Genomic DNA, 15,192 nt, shown 5'->3' with positions numbered 1-15,192 from the left:
ATTGACGATTTATTCGTTGGGAATGCCGGGCACCGGACATTCCGGCGTGCCGGCGGTCTTGCGCGTGATCGCCTCCACCTGGGCGCGTGCCGCCTGCGGATCGTTGACCCAGGTCTTGTAGAAATCGAAGGGGCAATCGGCCACGCCCGCCGACGACTCGCCGGAATTGATCTTGCCGGTGTAGCCGCGGTGTACCAGCTTGAACAGATGGTTCTGCGACTGCCAGTTGCGGCGCGCATCGCGGATCGCGCCGACCGACAGTTCGGCGTACTGGATGCCCATCTCTTCGGTCTCGCATTCGCCCAGCGTGCGACCGTCGAAACCGACGATCGCCGAGTGGCCGAAATAGGAATACACGCCGTCGAAGCCGGCCGCGTTGGCCACGGCGACATAGACGTTGTTCATCCACGCCATCGCCTTGGACACCAGTATCTGCTGTTCCTTGGCCGGATACATGTAACCCTGGCAGCGCACGATCAGTTCGGCGCCCTTCATGGCGCAGTCGCGCCAGATTTCCGGATAGTTGCCGTCGTCGCAGATGATCAGGCTGACCTTCAGTCCCTTGGGGCCGTCGCAGACGTAAGTGGTGTCGCCCGGATACCAGCCCTCGATCGGCGTCCACGGCATGATCTTGCGGTACTTCTGCACGATCTCGCCCTGGTTGTTGATCAGGATCAGCGCGTTGTACGGCGCCTTGTGCGGATGCTCTTCGTGGCGCTCGCCGGTCAGCGAGAACACGCCCCAGACATCGGCGATGCGGCAAGCTTCCGAAAACACGCGCGTCTCTTCGCCGGGAATGCTGGCGGCGGTGTCGTACATTTCCTTCTCGTCGTACATGATGCCGTGCGTCGAGTACTCCGGGAAAATGACCAGATCGAGGCCCGGCAAACCTTGCTTCATGCCGATCAGCATGGCTGCGATCCGGTTGACGTTGTCCATCACTTCAGCGCGGGTGTGCAGGCGCGGCATCTTGTAGTTGACGACCGCCACGCCCACCGCGTCTTTACTGCTTGATATGTCTCCATGCCTCATGACGCCACTCCTTTTTCAAAACGGTTGCAGAACAACTTCTTAAACAGACAAGTACTTGCTGATGGTTGGCGCATCGACGTTGGCGCGCGTGTCTTCATAGACGAAGCGGCCCTTGTCGATGACCAGGAAGCGATCGGCGATGTCCAGCGTGAAGCTCAGCACCTGTTCCGACACGATGATGGTGAGCTCGCGGATCTTGCGGATTTCTTTCAGGCTGCGCGCGATGTCCTTGATGATGGACGGCTGGATGCCCTCGGTCGGCTCGTCCAGCAGCAGCACGCGCGGATTGGTCGCCAGCGCGCGTGCAATCGCCAGCTGCTGCTGCTGGCCGCCCGACAGGTTGCCGCCCTTGCGGCTGCGCATTTCGTACAGCACCGGGAACAGCGCGTACAACTCGTCCGGCACCTTGCCGCGCGCATCGGCGGCGAGACCGGTCTGTATGTTTTCCAGCACCGTCATGCCGGGGAAGATCATGCGGCCCTGCGGCACGTAGGCGACGCCGCGCGAGACGCGCTGGTGGCTTTCCATGGCGCCCAGCTCGACGCCGTCGATCTTGATGCTGCCGTCGCGCAGCGGCAGGATGCCCATCAGCGTCTTGAACAGCGTAGTCTTTCCCATGCCGTTGCGGCCCATGACGGCGACGATTTCTTCCTTCGCCACCGACAAGTTGATGTCGTGGATGACGGCGCTCTGGCCGTAGCCGGAGGCGAGATGGGATACGTTGAACATGGCTGGCTCCGAAATTGAATGAATGGCCGACTCAGTGACCTAAATACACGTCGATAACTTTGGGATCGGACTGCACCTTGTCCATGCTGCCCTCGGCGAGAATTTTTCCCTGATGCAGCACGGTCACCTTGTGCGCGATGCTCTTGACGAAATCCATGTCGTGCTCGATCACCACCACCGAACGGCCCTGGCTGATGCGGCCCAGCAGCTGCGCGGTCTTTTCGCGCTCGGACACGCTCATGCCGGCGACCGGCTCGTCCAGCATCAGCAGTTCCGGCTCCTGCATCAGCAGCATGCCGATCTCCAGCCATTGCTTCTGGCCGTGCGACAGCAGGTCGGCCTGGGTATACAAATGCTGGTCGAGGAAGATCTCCGCCGCCACCGATTCGACGCGCGCCACCACGTCGGCGGTGCGCTTGAAGGTCAGCGCGCCGAACACCTTGCGGCCGCGCGGGAAGGACATCTCCAGGTTCTCGAACACGCTGAGGTTTTCGTAGATGGATGGCGTCTGGAACTTGCGACCGACGCCGACGCGCACGATGGCGTGCTCGCTCATCTTGGTCAGCTCGTGATTGTTGAAACGGATGCTGCCCGAGGTGGCCTGGGTCTTGCCGCAGATCAGGTCCAGCACGGTGGTCTTGCCGGCGCCGTTGGGGCCGATCACCACGCGCACTTCATTGCGCTGGACATACAGGTTGAGCTTGTCGACCGCCTTGAAGCCGTCGAAGGAAACCGTCAGGTCTTCAATCGCCAGAACCGGGTGATCGGTCGATTCGAATCCGATGGGTGCGTTGCTCATTTGCTGGCCTCCAGGTTGGCGCCGTCGAGATGGATGTCGGTCGGATCGGTCTTGGCGGCGGCTTTCGGCTTCGCCGGTTCGGGCGGCGCCGCTTTCTTGCGCGAGAACTTCGCCATCAGTTTTTTCCCTTGCTTTTCGTACACGCCGGCCAGGCCGTTGGGGAAGTACATCACCACCGCGATGAACAGGCCGCCCATCAGGAACAGCCACAGCTCGGGGAAGGTCTCGGAGAAATAAGTCTTGCCGAAGTTGACCAGCAGCGTGCCGTACACCGCGCCCAGCAGCGACATCCGACCGCCGACCGCGGCGTAGATCACCATCTCGATCGACGGCACGATGCCGACGAAGGACGGCGACATGAAGCCGACCTGCAGGGTGAACATGGCGCCGCCGATGGCAGAGAACATCGCCGCCACGCAGAACACGAACACCTTGAAGCTGGCGACGTCGTAGCCGGAGAAACGCACGCGTTCTTCCTTGTCGCGCATCGCCATCAGCAGGCGGCCGAGCTTGGAGGTCAGGATGTAGCGGCCGAACAGGATGCAGGCGAACAGCAGGCCGGCATTGACGAAGTACAGGATCACCTTGGCGCTGTCGGTGCGGATATCCCAACCCATCAGCGTCTTCAGGTCGGTGATGCCGTTGACGCCGCCGGTCAGGCCTTGCTGGCCGATGATCAGGATCGACAGGATCGCGGCAATCGCCTGCGTCACGATGGAGAAGTAGACGTCGCCGACACGGCGCTTGAACATCGCCGTGCCGATGATCAGCGCCAGCAGTGTCGGCACCGCCAGCACTGCCAGCACGGTGAAGCTGAAGCTGTGGAAGGGCTGCCACATCGCCGGCAGCGAGGTGATCTGGTTCCAGTCCATGAAGTCGGGGATGCCGGGCGTGGACTGAATTTTTGTGCTGATCGGGTCCGAGGCTTCCAGCTTCAGGAACATCGCCATGCAGTAGCCGCCAACGCCGAAGAACACGCCCTGGCCGAGGCTCAGGATGCCGCCGTAGCCCCAGCACAGCACCAGCCCGACGGCGACGAAGGCGTAGGACAGGTACTTGCCGACAAGATTGAGACGGAAGATATCCAGGCCGAGCGGAAAGACCACCAGCAACAGCACGCCCAGTATCAGCAAGCCCATCAATCCGGACCTGCCTCCCAATAATTTTTCGTATGCTGCATTCATTGTTGAGCCTCGCTGAGGGAAATCTGTAAGACGATTCATTTACGTACACGCACCGAGAACAAGCCCTGCGGACGCAGCATCAGGATCAGGATCACCGCCGACAGCGTCAGCACCTTGGCCATCGAACCGGTCAGGAAGAACTCGGCAGTGGACTGCGTCTGCGCAATCGAGAAGGCCGAAGCGATCGTGCCGATCAGGCTCTGGGCGCCGCCGAACACCACCACCAGGAAGGTGTCGACGATGTACAGCGAGCCACTGGTGGGACCGGTCGAACCGATCGTGGTGAACGCCGCGCCGGCCACGCCCGCCACGCCGCAACCGAGGGCGAAGGTAGTGCGGTCGACCTTGCGGGTATTGATGCCGACGGCGCCGCTCATGACGCGGTTCTGCATGGTGGCGCGCACTTGCAGGCCCCAGCGCGAACGGAACAGCAGGATGAAGATGGTGCCTGTCAGCAGCAGCGTCAGCACCATCATGAACAGGCCGTTGATCGGGATGTCGATGTTCTCGGTCGGTTTGAATGAACCGAGCAGCCAGTCCGGCAAGGTCGCGCTGACTTCCTTTGCGCCGAAAATGGAGCGGAAGGTCTGCTGCATCGCCAGACTCAGGCCCCAGGTCGCCAGCAGCGTATCGAGCGGGCGTTTGTAGAGCCGGCTGATCAGCAGCAGCTCGGTCAGGTAGCCAAAGCCGTAGGCGACGATGAACGACAGCACCACCGCGCCGAAGAAATAGAACGGTTGCAGGCTGGGCGCATAAGTCGTGGTCAGGTGCGACAGCAGATAGGTGATGTAGGCGCCGATGGTCAGGAACTCGCCATGCGCCATGTTGATCACGCCCATCTGGCCGAAGATGATGGCCAGGCCCAACGCCATCAGCAGCAGCACGCAAAACACCGAGAGGCCGTTGAAGCCCTGCATGGCGAAGATGGCGAAAAATTCGGATAGAGAAACCATGTTGACTCCCGCCCTGGGTGATTGATAAGCAATGTCTGGGTACTTCAACTGTTCAACTTCAACTTCAACTTCAATTTCAACTGCATGGGCGGCAGCGCCCGCATGTCACTACAGACGCCGCCGCTTTGCTGCCAACAAAAATTACCGCCGGGTGATTATTGATAGCCCTTGGGGAAAGGATTCGGCTCGATCAGGTCGGATTCATAGATGACCTTGAACTGACCGTCCTTCTGCGCTTCGCCGATGCGGGTCTTGCTCCACAGGTGATGGTTGGCGTGGACCTTGACGTAGCCTTCCGGCGCGGTCTTGAGCTCCAGGCCCGGCGAGGCGGCGACCACCTTGTCGACGTCGAAGCTGCCGGCTTTTTCAACCGCGGCCTTCCACAGCCACGGGCCGAGGTAGGCTGCCTGCGTGACGTCGCCGATCACTGAATTGGCGCCGAACTTGGCCTTGAACTCGGCCACGAATTTCTTGTTGTTCGGGTTGTCGAGGCTTTGGAAATATTTCATCGAGGCGTAGAAGCCTTCGACGTTTTCGCCGCCGATGCCGAGCATTTCATCTTCGGTCACGGAGATGGTCAGCAGGTTTTGCGTCTTGGCGGTGACGCCGGCTGCTTTCAGCTGCTTGTAGAACGCCACGTTGCTGCCGCCGACCACGTCGGCAAAAATCACGTCCGGTTTTTTCAGCTTGATCTTGTTGATCAGCGAGCCAAATTGCGTATTGCCGAGCGGGTAATACTCTTCGCCGACCACCGACCCCTTGAGCACGTTCTCGATGTGCTTGCGGGCGATCTTGTTGGAAGTGCGCGGCCAGATGTAGTCGGAGCCGATCAGGAAGAAGGTCTTGGCCTTCTTCTCTTTTGCCACCCAGTTGAGGCCGGCCAGCACCTGTTGCGTGGCTTCCTGGCCGGTGTAGAACACGTTCTTGGATTGCTCCAGGCCTTCATAGAAGGTCGGGTAGTAGAGCAGGCCGTTGTCCTTTTCGAAGACCGGCAGCACGGCCTTGCGCGAGGCCGAGGTCCAGCAGCCGAACACGGCGGCGACGTGGTCGTTCTCGAGCAGCTTCTTGGCTTTTTCGGCGAAGGTCGGCCAGTCGCTGGCGCCGTCCTCCTGGATGATCTTGATCTTGCGGCCGAGGATGCCGCCCATGGAGTTGATCTGGTCGATCGCCAGGCGTTCGGCCTGGATCGAACCGGTTTCGCTGATCGCCATGGTGCCGGTGGCCGAGTGCAACTGGCCGACCGTGACTTCAGTGTCCGTGATGGCCAGCTTGGTGGTGTTGACCTTGGCGGTCGGGAACTGCTGCGCCATGGCCAGGCCGGGGAACGCCATGGCTGCACCGGCGGCGCCTGCGACGATGCCCATCATGATCTTGCGGCGTTGCGATGAAGGCGGTTTGGAAGAGGAACGGTGCGACATGCGGTACTCCTTTCGAGCGTTATTGGAAGTAATCGGACGTGGTCGTGTCGATCAGGCTGAATCGATTGAAACAAAACGAGGCGAAAGCCGGGACCGACATGCGAGTGTTCTCTCCCTCCCGCTGTGCTTCCTGCTCGTTCTGGGATGGAGAATAGGTTTTGCGGTGCGGCGCAACAATACGTTGTTTGACGTAAAACCCGATGACCGGTGGGCGTGATCCCTTGCGCCCGGTCGCACAGGTTTCGCTCGTGCACGGCATGGTATTGGTGCGTTTTCCGGCTGCAAGAAGGCGATGCCGGTGCCGTGTTTTGGTGAATCGGGAAGGAACGCCGGGGAAACACGCGGGGTGCAGGCGCGATGCATGCTTGTCCGCATACGTCATTTGACGTATGCCGCAGTTCGCCGATTGGTTTGAAAATTGCTTCGTCGGGAAGAAGTCGCGACAGTTGCACCCGGAGTGTCGGAGTCGCCGCTTTCACCCTCACCCCGGCATTGATCACCAACGCGAGCAAAAATTGACCAATCCCGCCATCCAACGCATCGTCAAGGTCCGGCGCGACTACAACACCTGGGTCGCCAACGAGACGCTGGAAGACTACGCGCTGCGCTATACGCCGCGCTCGTTCCGGCGCTGGTCGGAATTCCGTCTGGCCAATACGGCGCTGGGCGCGACCTCGTTCCTGGCGCTGGAGGCGATCAGCGGCGCCATCACCCTGAGTTATGGATTTACCAACACCTTCTGGGCGATCGCCTGCGTGGTGGTGCTGTTCTTCCTGACCGGGTTGCCGATCAGTTATTACGCCGCCAGGTACGGCGTCGACATGGACCTGCTCACGCGCGGCGCCGGCTTCGGCTACATCGGCTCGACCGTCACTTCGCTGATCTACGCCAGCTTCACCTTCATCTTCTTTGCGCTGGAGGCGGCCATCATGGCGCAGGCCATCGAAATCTATTTCGGCCTGCCGCTGGTCTACGGCTACGTGCTGTGTTCGCTGATCGTGATCCCGATGGTGGCGTACGGCATTACGTTGATCAACCGGCTGCAAATGTGGACCCAGCCGTTGTGGATCGTGCTGCTGACGCTGCCGTATATCTGCGTCCTCTATAAGGAACCGGATGCGCTCACCAACCTGATCACCTTTTCCGGGCGTGCCGAAGAAGGCGGTTCGTTCAACATCTATCTGTTCGGCGCGGCGGCGACGGTGGCGTTTTCGCTGATCGCACAGATCGGCGAACAGGTCGACTTCCTGCGCTTCCTGCCGGAGAAGACCCAGGCAAATCGCGGCCGCTGGTGGACCGCACTGCTGCTGGCGGGACCGGGATGGATCCTGCTGGGCGGCGCCAAGATGCTGGGCGGCGCGCTGCTGGCCTTCCTGGCCGTGCAACATGAAGTACCGATGGGCAAGGCGGTGGAGCCGACCCAGATGTACCTGATCGGCTATCAGTACGTGTTCTCCAATCCGGCGCTGGTGCTGGCTGCGGTAGCGCTGTTCGTGGTGGTGTCGCAGATCAAGATCAACGTCACCAACGCCTACGCCGGTTCGCTGGCGTGGTCCAACTTCTTCGCGCGGCTGACGCACAGCCATCCGGGCCGCGTGGTGTGGCTGGTGTTCAACGTGCTGATCGCGGTGCTGCTGATGGAGCTCGGCGTATTCAATGCGCTGGAACACGTGCTGGCGTTGTACAGCCTGGTGGCAATCTCGTGGATCGGCGCGGTGGTGTCGGACCTGGTGATCAACAAGCCGCTCAAGCTGAGCCCGGCGCATATCGAGTTCAAGCGCGCGCACCTGTACGACATCAATCCGGTCGGCGTCGGTTCGATGGCGATCGCCTCCATTCTTTCCGCCATCGCCATGTCCGGCGTGCTCGGCAAACTGGCGGCCGCGATGTCGCCGTTCATCGCGCTCGGCACCGCCATGCTGATGGCGCCGCTGATCGCCATCGCGACCAGGAGCCGCTATTACATCGCGCGCAAAGACACCTTGCCTGAACATCTCCATACGGGAAAAAATTCGGGTCACCAGCACGCCGCACTCGAATGCGTCATCTGCGGCAACCAGTTCGAGATGCCCGACATGGCGCACTGCCCGGCGTACCAGGGCGCGATCTGTTCGCTGTGCTGCTCGCTCGACGCGCGCTGCAACGACCGCTGCAAGACGCCGGCGGCGCGTTTGCCGAACCAGGTGTTCAGCACCTTGCAGGCGCTGCTGCCGTCGCGCTTCACGCTCAAGCTCAATACCCGCATCGGCCATTACCTGATCGTGTTCGGCCTGCTCTCGGGCGGGCTGGCGGTGGTGCTGTGGATGCTGTACTTCCAGCAGATGGCGGGCATCTCCGGGCTGACGCCGAGCGGTCCGGATTCCATCCAGAGCATTTTCATCAAGCTGTTCTGTACGCTGCTGGTGCTGATCGGCGTCGGCTCCTGGTGGCTGATCCTGACCAACGAAAGCCGCAGCGTCGCGCACGAGGAATCGGAGCGCCAGACCAACCTGCTGCTGCAGGAAATCGAGGCCCACAAACAGACCGACGCCGAATTGCAACGCGCCAAGGAAGCCGCCGAATCCGCCAATCTGGCCAAGAGCCGCTTCGTCACCGGCATGAGCCATGAGCTGCGCACGCCGCTCAACAGCATCCTCGGTTACGCGCAGATCCTGCATGTCGATGCCACCATCCCGCCGGCGCGCAAGGATGCCATCGCGGTGATCCGCCGCAGCGGCGAACATCTGCTGAGCCTGATCGACGGTTTGCTCGACATCGCCAAGATCGAAGCCGGCAAGATGCGCCTGGCCTCGGATGAGCTGGCGCTGTCGGAATTCCTCGAACAGATCGCCGGCATGTTCGCGCCGCAGGCGGAACAGAAGGGCCTGAGCTTCCGCTTCGAAAAGACCGGCCGCATTCCGCACATCGTGCACGCCGACCAGAAACGCCTGCGCCAGATCCTGATCAACCTGCTCGGCAATGCCGTCAAGTTCACCGACAGCGGCAGCGTGACGGTGCGCGTGCGTTACCTGCGCGAGATCGCCTACTTCGACATCATCGACACCGGCATCGGGATTGCCGACGATGACCTGGAACGCATCTTCCTGCCGTTCGAGCGCAGCAACGCCGCCAACCTGCGCGAAGACATCGGCACCGGCCTCGGCCTGGCGATCAGCAGCATGCTTACCCACATCATGGGCGGCGAGCTGGCGGTAAAGAGCAAGGTCGGCAGCGGCAGCAGCTTCCACCTGAAGATCTATCTGCCGGAAGTGCACGTGCCGCGTCCGCGCCTGAAGCTGGAAGACCAGATGTCGGGTTACATCGGCCCCTCCAAACGCGTGCTGGTGGTCGATGACCAGGCTTCGCAACGGCTGCTGCTCAAGGAGATGCTGCTGCCGCTGGGCTTCGAGGTGGTCGAGGCCGACGGCGGCATCGCCTGCCTGGAAGAACTGGCGCGGGGCATACCGGACCTGGTGCTGCTCGACATCGCCATGCCGCTGATGGACGGCTGGTCGGTGGCGCGCGCCATCCGTGCACGCGGCCTGACTCAGCTGCCGGTCATCATCGTCTCGGCCAATGCATTCGAGAGCGCACACGAGCGCAGCAACGACGGCGACGGCCTTGAGCCGCCGCTGTACAACGACTTCGTGGTCAAGCCGGTGTCGTACACCGAATTGCTGTCGAAGATCCGGCAGCAGCTGCGCATCGACTGGGTGTCGGCGGCCTTGCCTCCTCCCCTGTCTTCGGCGCCGGCGAAGGAAACCGTCGTCGCGCAGCCGATGATGCTGGTGCCGTCGCAGGAAAAGTTGCAGGCGCTGCTGGAGCTCGGCTCCATCGGTTACGCCAAGGGCATCCTCAAGAAGCTCGACGAGATGGAACAACAGAGTTCGGCTTACCTTCCCTTCACCACGGAACTCAGGCAACTGGTCAAACAGTTCCGCCTGAATGAATATGTCACCCGTATCAAGGAGATGATTCGTCATGATGTCAACAACGTTTGATCGGCATGTCGTCCTGATCGTCGACGACAAGCCAGACAACCTGGCCATGCTGTCCGACTCGCTCGACGAGAGCGGCCACATCGTGCTGGTCGCCACCGACGGCATCAGCGCGCTGGAGCGACTCGACTACATCACGCCGGACCTGATCCTGCTGGATGCCATGATGCCGGGCATCGACGGTTTTGAAACCTGCAAGCGCATCAAGCTGATCAAGAGCGTCAACCACGTGCCGGTGGTGTTCATGACCGGCCTGACGGAGACCGAGCACGTGGTGCGCGGCTTCGAGGTCGGCGGCATCGACTACGTGACCAAGCCGATCAAGCCGCAGGAAGTGGTCGCGCGCATCGGCGCCCACATCAAGACCGCGCGCATGATGTCGCAGGCGCGCGGCATGCTCGAACACGCCGCCCATGCCGTGATCGTCCTCAGCGGCAACGGCCTGCCGCTGTGGCAAACCAGCAAGGCTTCGCTGTGGCTGGAAAAATATTTCCCTGCCGGGGCCGGCGCCAATGCCACGCACAAATTGCCGATGATGCTGCAATCCTGGCTTAACGAAAGCCTGGTGCGTCAACGGCAAGGCAATGGCGACATCCGCCCGCTGGTCGTGACGCAAGGCGACTGCGAACTGCGCGTCGCTCTCTCTGCTGCGGGACAAGGACACGAGATCACCTTGCTGCTGGAAGAAAAGAATCTTGCCGCCGACATCGCTGCGAGCTCGTCGATTGCGGCGATGCGTCCGACGCTCGGCCACGACGCCTCAGCCAATCCGCCGGCGGGATGCTTTCACCTGACCCCGCGCGAAAGCGACGTACTGACATGGCTGGGCAAGGGCAAGACCAACCGCGACATCGCCGAGATCCTCGGCATGAGTCCGCGCACGGTGAACAAGCACCTCGAACACATCTTCGTCAAACTCGGCGTGGAGACGCGCTCGGCGGCGGCGGTGCTGGCGAGCAGCCTGCAACAGATTCCAACCCCGAGGAGCGGCGGCGGCCTCCTGCAGTAAGCGGCATCCGGCTCAACGCTTCTTCGCAGGCCCTTGAACACGGGGCGAAAAGTATTTCAGCGACCGCATTGAAACCGCCGGCGCTGATTCTGTATTCTCCTTTCCGGAACAATCGTGGTCGGCCTCTGAAAACGTGCACGAAAAATCGGCGGATTTATCCGAACAATACCGGTGATTATCCGTCCGCCATGAACAAAGGCCTTCAGTCAGACGATCTGTGTATATCAGTCATTCTCTTTTCAGATAACGCAAAAATAAGTGGTTGCAAAACAAAACTCTGAACCTATCTCGGTAGTGCGCCCGGCAGTACAGGAAATTTTCTTCACCAGATTTCTGCCGGCATCGCTGTTGTTCCAACCAGATACTTCAACTTAATTGCAACTTACTCAGAGAGAATAAAATGAACATCGCTAAAATTATCGCTGCTACTGCCCTGATCGCCGCCGCCGGTTCCGCACTTGCTGAAACCCCATATCCGCCACAACAAGCTTTCACCTCGACCAAGACCCGCGCTGAAGTCGTCGCCGAAGTGAAGCAAGCCGGTGGCGACCTGGGTCGTCGCAACTATCAGGACACCTTCAATCCTGCTCCTGTCGTATCGAACAAGACCCGTGCCGACGTCCTGGCCGAACTCAGCCAGACTCGCGGCGACGTCGCCCGCAACAACTACATCAACACCACACGTTGATCGACCGCTGCATGTCGATGACAGACAGTCCGCCCCGGCGCCACGCCGCCGCGGACTGAAGTTGTTTATTGAAGTTATTTAACTGACCGGCGAACTGCAATCTCTGCAATGACGCCGGTTTGTCGCGTTCTTCCCTCCTTATTTTCCTTCAACTTCCGCTGCTACCCCCACGCGTTTTTCCTGTGCCGTTTTCCGCATAAACAAAGCCGTAAATAGTCGTTCCCAGATCCCGTCACGTCTTCCTATACTCGCTCCCATTTGGTGCATCCGCGCCATCGGGATGTACGACCTCGCCGGCTACCCGCCTGCATTGACATGCATCCCCCATTTCACGACAACAAGGAAAATATCCATGAAATTGCGTGCTTCACTGCCCCCCTTTTTCTTTGCATCCGCCGTTGCACTGACCCTGCTGCCGGTCGCCGCCCACGCCGACAAGCTCGACGACATCAGGAAGGCCGGCGTACTGCGCGTGGCGGCTTTTGACGGCAATCCGCCGTTCGGCTACGTCGATGCGGCCAGCAAGAAAATCGTCGGCCTCGACATCGACTACGCCAATGAACTCGGCAAGAAACTCGGCGTGAAGGTTGAAATCGTTCCGACCAATCCCGCCAACCGCATTCCGCTGCTGTCGTCCAACAAGGTCGATCTGGTGTTCGCCAATTTCACGATTACCGAAGACCGCGCCAAGGTCATCGACTTCAGCATTCCTTACTTCGCCTCGGGCCAGCAATTCCTCGCCAGGAAGGGCGTGCTGAAGAACGCCGACGGCATCAAGGACATCCGCGTCGGCACCGACAAGGGCACCACCATGGAAACCACCCTGCGTGAAAAGTATCCCGACACCAAGGTGGTGCTGTATGACGACACCCCGCTCGGCCTGGCCGCGCTGCGCAACGGCAACATCCAGGCGTTCAGCCAGGACGGTTCCAAGCTGACCGCGATCCTGGCAGGACTGCCGGACAAGGACAAATACGAAATCCCGGCCTTCGCCATCTCGGAAGAATATGAAGGCGTCGGCGTGCCCAAGGGCGAAGCGCGCCTGGTTTCCTACCTGAACGATTGGCTGCGCGATCTCGAGAAGAACGGCACCGCGCAACAGATCTACGACAAGTGGTTCGGCCCGCAAAGCAAATCGCCGCTGCCGCGCCTGTTCAAGATCGGCGACACCAAGCTGCGCGACAAGTAAGCAGATCGCCCGCGATGAGAACCAGCCGCCCTGTGCGGCTGTTCTCGTTTGACTGCGCCAATGATTTCCACCGGTTCCCGAATGCTCTCCCATTTCGACACCAGCCAGCTACTCGCCCCCAAATACCTGCTGTGGATGTGGCACGGCTTCCAGACCACTTTGCTGCTCAGTGCCGCGACGGTGGTGCTGGCGACGCTGCTCGGCTTCTTCCTGGCGGCGGCGCGTGCAAGCGCGCATCCCGGCTTGCGCGTGCCGGCTGCGGCTTACACATCGCTGTTCCGCAACACGCCGCTGCTGGTGCAATTGCTGTTCTGGTATTTCGGCGTGCCCGGCCTGTTCCCCGAAGGCGCGATGGAATGGCTCAACGCCACCCACAGCATCCGCTTCCTGGGCGTGCTGACGCTGAGCTGGCCGTCGTTTGAATTCCTGGCGGCGATGATCGGCGTGGTGCTCTACTCCACCGCCTACGTCAGCGAAGAAATCCGCGCCGGCATGCGCGGCGTGCCGGCCACGCAATCGCTGGCGGGCGCCGCCATCGGCCTGACCCGCTTGCAGGTGGTGCGCTACATCGTACTGCCGCAGGCCGTGCGCATCGCGCTGCCGCCGCTGCTGGGCCAATACATGAACATCCTCAAGAACACTTCGCTGACGATGGCCATCGGCCTCGCCGAACTGTCGTACACCTCGCGTCAGGTGGAGGCCGAGACCTTCCGCACCTTCCAGGCCTTCGGCTTCGCCACGTTGCTGTACATCGTCGCCATCGCGCTGATCGAGAGCGTCGGCCACTGGCATCTGCAGGCGCGCCTCGCACATGACGGCAAGGGGAGGCATTGATGGAATTCTCCGTGCTGCTCGACAACCTGCCCTATCTGCTGTGGGGTTCGTACCCTGACGGACCGCTCGGCGGCGCCGCGCTGACGCTGCTGCTGAGCATAGGCTCGGCGCTGCTGTCGGCGCTGCTGGGCGTGGTGTTCGGCGTGGTGCTGGCGATGAGTAGCGGCGCGGTGCGCAAGCTGCTGACGCTGGCGCTGGGGTTCTTCCGCGCGATTCCCGTGCTGATGCTGATCTTCTGGACTTACTTCCTGCTGCCGATTGCCTTCGGCATTGACGTACCCGGCGTGCTGTCGGTGATGTTTGCGTTGTCGCTGGTGAGCGCCGCCTATCTGGCGCATTCAGTGGCGGCCGGCATTGCCGGCATCCGCAGCGGCCAGTGGGACGCCGGCCTCTCGCTCGGCCTGCCGCGCCTGCATGTGCTGCGCTGGATCGTGCTGCCGCAGGCGCTGCAGATGATGCTGCCGTCCTTCGTCAATCAGTGGGTGACGCTGATCAAGGACAGCTCGTTGGCCTACATCGTCGGCGTCGGTGAATTGTCGTTCGTGGCATCGCAGGTGAACAGCCGGCTGATGATTTATCCGATGGAGATTTTCATGTTCGTCGGCGCCATTTATTTCGTGTTGTGCTCGGCGCTGGAACAGTTTGCGACGTGGGTTGGACGCTACTTCCATCCTGAGGCAATCGCTGCACGACATGTGATTCATACACTCAAGAAAGAACCGGAAAACACGCTGCCGGAGACGTTGCCTGAAATCGCCTGGCGCGTCAGGAAAATGTGATACATTCTTCCGCTTGCTGTTCCCCGTTGTTGGTTACAATCGCAGCCCCCCCCCCATAAGAATAATCGACCATGAAATCGAACACACAGACATCTCACGCAACGATCTACGGGCAAGACATCAGCCTGGCGTGCCCGCATTGCGGGCAGCTCATGCTGCAGCTGTCGCCCGACGCCCGCCCGATCCAGGAAAAGAAGGTGGCCTGCCCATCATGTTGCAAACAAAGCAAGATGGCCAAGCTGAAGACCAGCAGCGGCGACACGTACCAGCTCTACATCCGCCAGATCGATCCGAATGCGCGCATCGGCGTGTACAGCTACAAGAAATAAATTATTTGCAAGACTGCGTTCTCACCGTCCTGCGCACCAAAACAAAAAGCCCCGCACGTTGCCGTGACGGGGCTTTTTTATTTGCGCAAAGAGGCCGGGCCAATTCCTGCAAATCTTTTTATATTGCAACGCCGGCAAGTGAACAGATTCGCTGAGGAGATTCGCGCGGCCCAATGCTATCTGCAAAGTGGCCGCGCATTGAATCCGCTCACCGAATCTGTTCACATGCTGGCGCTGTTGCGCAGGAGAAGAGAGAGTGAATTCACTATACC

Annotated in this window: 14 protein-coding genes; 7 read left to right on the top strand and 7 right to left on the bottom strand. The window is 60.8% G+C overall.

The window, feature by feature from the left end; all coding sequences use genetic code 11:
- Positions 1-9 precede the first annotated feature (9 nt).
- The 7 genes from DXT88_RS00780 to DXT88_RS00750 all read right to left on the bottom strand — a co-directional run bounded on the left by DXT88_RS00780 (position 10) and on the right by DXT88_RS00750 (position 6,497).
- Entirely contained in the window at positions 10-1,032 is a 1,023-nt protein-coding gene (locus DXT88_RS00780; protein ID WP_265211021.1) for an aliphatic amidase, read from the bottom strand.
- A 39-nt stretch (positions 1,033-1,071) separates the two neighbouring features.
- Positions 1,072-1,761, bottom strand: a complete 690-nt coding sequence (urtE, locus tag DXT88_RS00775; protein ID WP_016834176.1) for an urea ABC transporter ATP-binding subunit UrtE — start codon at positions 1,759-1,761, stop codon at positions 1,072-1,074.
- A 31-nt stretch (positions 1,762-1,792) separates the two neighbouring features.
- A complete protein-coding gene (gene urtD, locus DXT88_RS00770) occupies positions 1,793-2,560 on the bottom strand; it encodes an urea ABC transporter ATP-binding protein UrtD (protein ID WP_007884565.1) in 768 nt (255 codons plus the stop codon).
- Positions 2,557-3,744, bottom strand: coding sequence for an urea ABC transporter permease subunit UrtC (gene urtC, locus DXT88_RS00765; RefSeq protein WP_265211016.1), 1,188 nt, complete (start codon positions 3,742-3,744; stop codon positions 2,557-2,559). The genes urtD and urtC overlap by 4 nt, the downstream gene beginning before the upstream one ends.
- Positions 3,745-3,779: 35 nt before the next feature.
- Positions 3,780-4,697: an urea ABC transporter permease subunit UrtB gene (gene urtB / locus DXT88_RS00760; RefSeq protein WP_016834173.1), complete on the bottom strand. Its 918-nt coding sequence runs from the start codon at positions 4,695-4,697 to the stop codon at positions 3,780-3,782.
- 155 nt (positions 4,698-4,852) lie between these two features.
- The gene (urtA, locus tag DXT88_RS00755) at positions 4,853-6,115 is read right to left on the bottom strand and encodes an urea ABC transporter substrate-binding protein (protein WP_016834172.1); all 1,263 of its coding nucleotides are present in this window, start codon (positions 6,113-6,115) and stop codon (positions 4,853-4,855) included.
- Positions 6,116-6,134: 19 nt separating this feature from the next.
- Entirely contained in the window at positions 6,135-6,497 is a 363-nt protein-coding gene (locus DXT88_RS00750) for a hypothetical protein (RefSeq protein ID WP_265211013.1), read from the bottom strand.
- Positions 6,498-6,630: 133 nt separating this feature from the next.
- On the opposite strand from DXT88_RS00750, the gene DXT88_RS00745 reads away from it, so the two are divergent.
- From DXT88_RS00745 to DXT88_RS00715, 7 genes are all read left to right on the top strand, one after another.
- Complete coding sequence (locus tag DXT88_RS00745) at positions 6,631-10,095, top strand: hybrid sensor histidine kinase/response regulator (RefSeq protein WP_265211011.1); 3,465 nt, start codon at positions 6,631-6,633, stop codon at positions 10,093-10,095.
- The gene (locus tag DXT88_RS00740; RefSeq protein WP_265211010.1) at positions 10,076-11,101 is read left to right on the top strand and encodes a response regulator; all 1,026 of its coding nucleotides are present in this window, start codon (positions 10,076-10,078) and stop codon (positions 11,099-11,101) included. The genes DXT88_RS00745 and DXT88_RS00740 overlap by 20 nt, the downstream gene beginning before the upstream one ends.
- A 400-nt stretch (positions 11,102-11,501) precedes the next feature.
- Positions 11,502-11,789 carry a DUF4148 domain-containing protein gene (locus tag DXT88_RS00735; protein ID WP_016834169.1) on the top strand — a complete coding sequence of 96 codons (288 nt, stop codon included), beginning with the start codon at positions 11,502-11,504 and terminating at the stop codon, positions 11,787-11,789.
- 352 nt (positions 11,790-12,141) lie between these two features.
- Positions 12,142-12,978 (top strand): ABC transporter substrate-binding protein, encoded by an 837-nt coding sequence (locus DXT88_RS00730; RefSeq protein WP_265211008.1) that lies wholly within the window; start codon positions 12,142-12,144, stop codon positions 12,976-12,978.
- An 81-nt stretch (positions 12,979-13,059) separates the two neighbouring features.
- Positions 13,060-13,812, top strand: coding sequence for an amino acid ABC transporter permease (locus DXT88_RS00725; RefSeq protein ID WP_265211006.1), 753 nt, complete (start codon positions 13,060-13,062; stop codon positions 13,810-13,812).
- Positions 13,812-14,591 (top strand): amino acid ABC transporter permease, encoded by a 780-nt coding sequence (locus DXT88_RS00720; protein WP_265211004.1) that lies wholly within the window; start codon positions 13,812-13,814, stop codon positions 14,589-14,591. The genes DXT88_RS00725 and DXT88_RS00720 overlap by 1 nt, the downstream gene beginning before the upstream one ends.
- A 71-nt stretch (positions 14,592-14,662) precedes the next feature.
- Positions 14,663-14,920, top strand: coding sequence for a hypothetical protein (locus DXT88_RS00715; RefSeq protein ID WP_157137835.1), 258 nt, complete (start codon positions 14,663-14,665; stop codon positions 14,918-14,920).
- Positions 14,921-15,192 lie beyond the last annotated feature (272 nt).

It is taken from the genome of Herbaspirillum lusitanum (assembly GCF_026127345.1).
Taxonomy (GTDB): domain Bacteria; phylum Pseudomonadota; class Gammaproteobacteria; order Burkholderiales; family Burkholderiaceae_D; genus Herbaspirillum; species Herbaspirillum lusitanum.
This window is presented reverse-complemented; position numbering and strand designations above follow the sequence as displayed.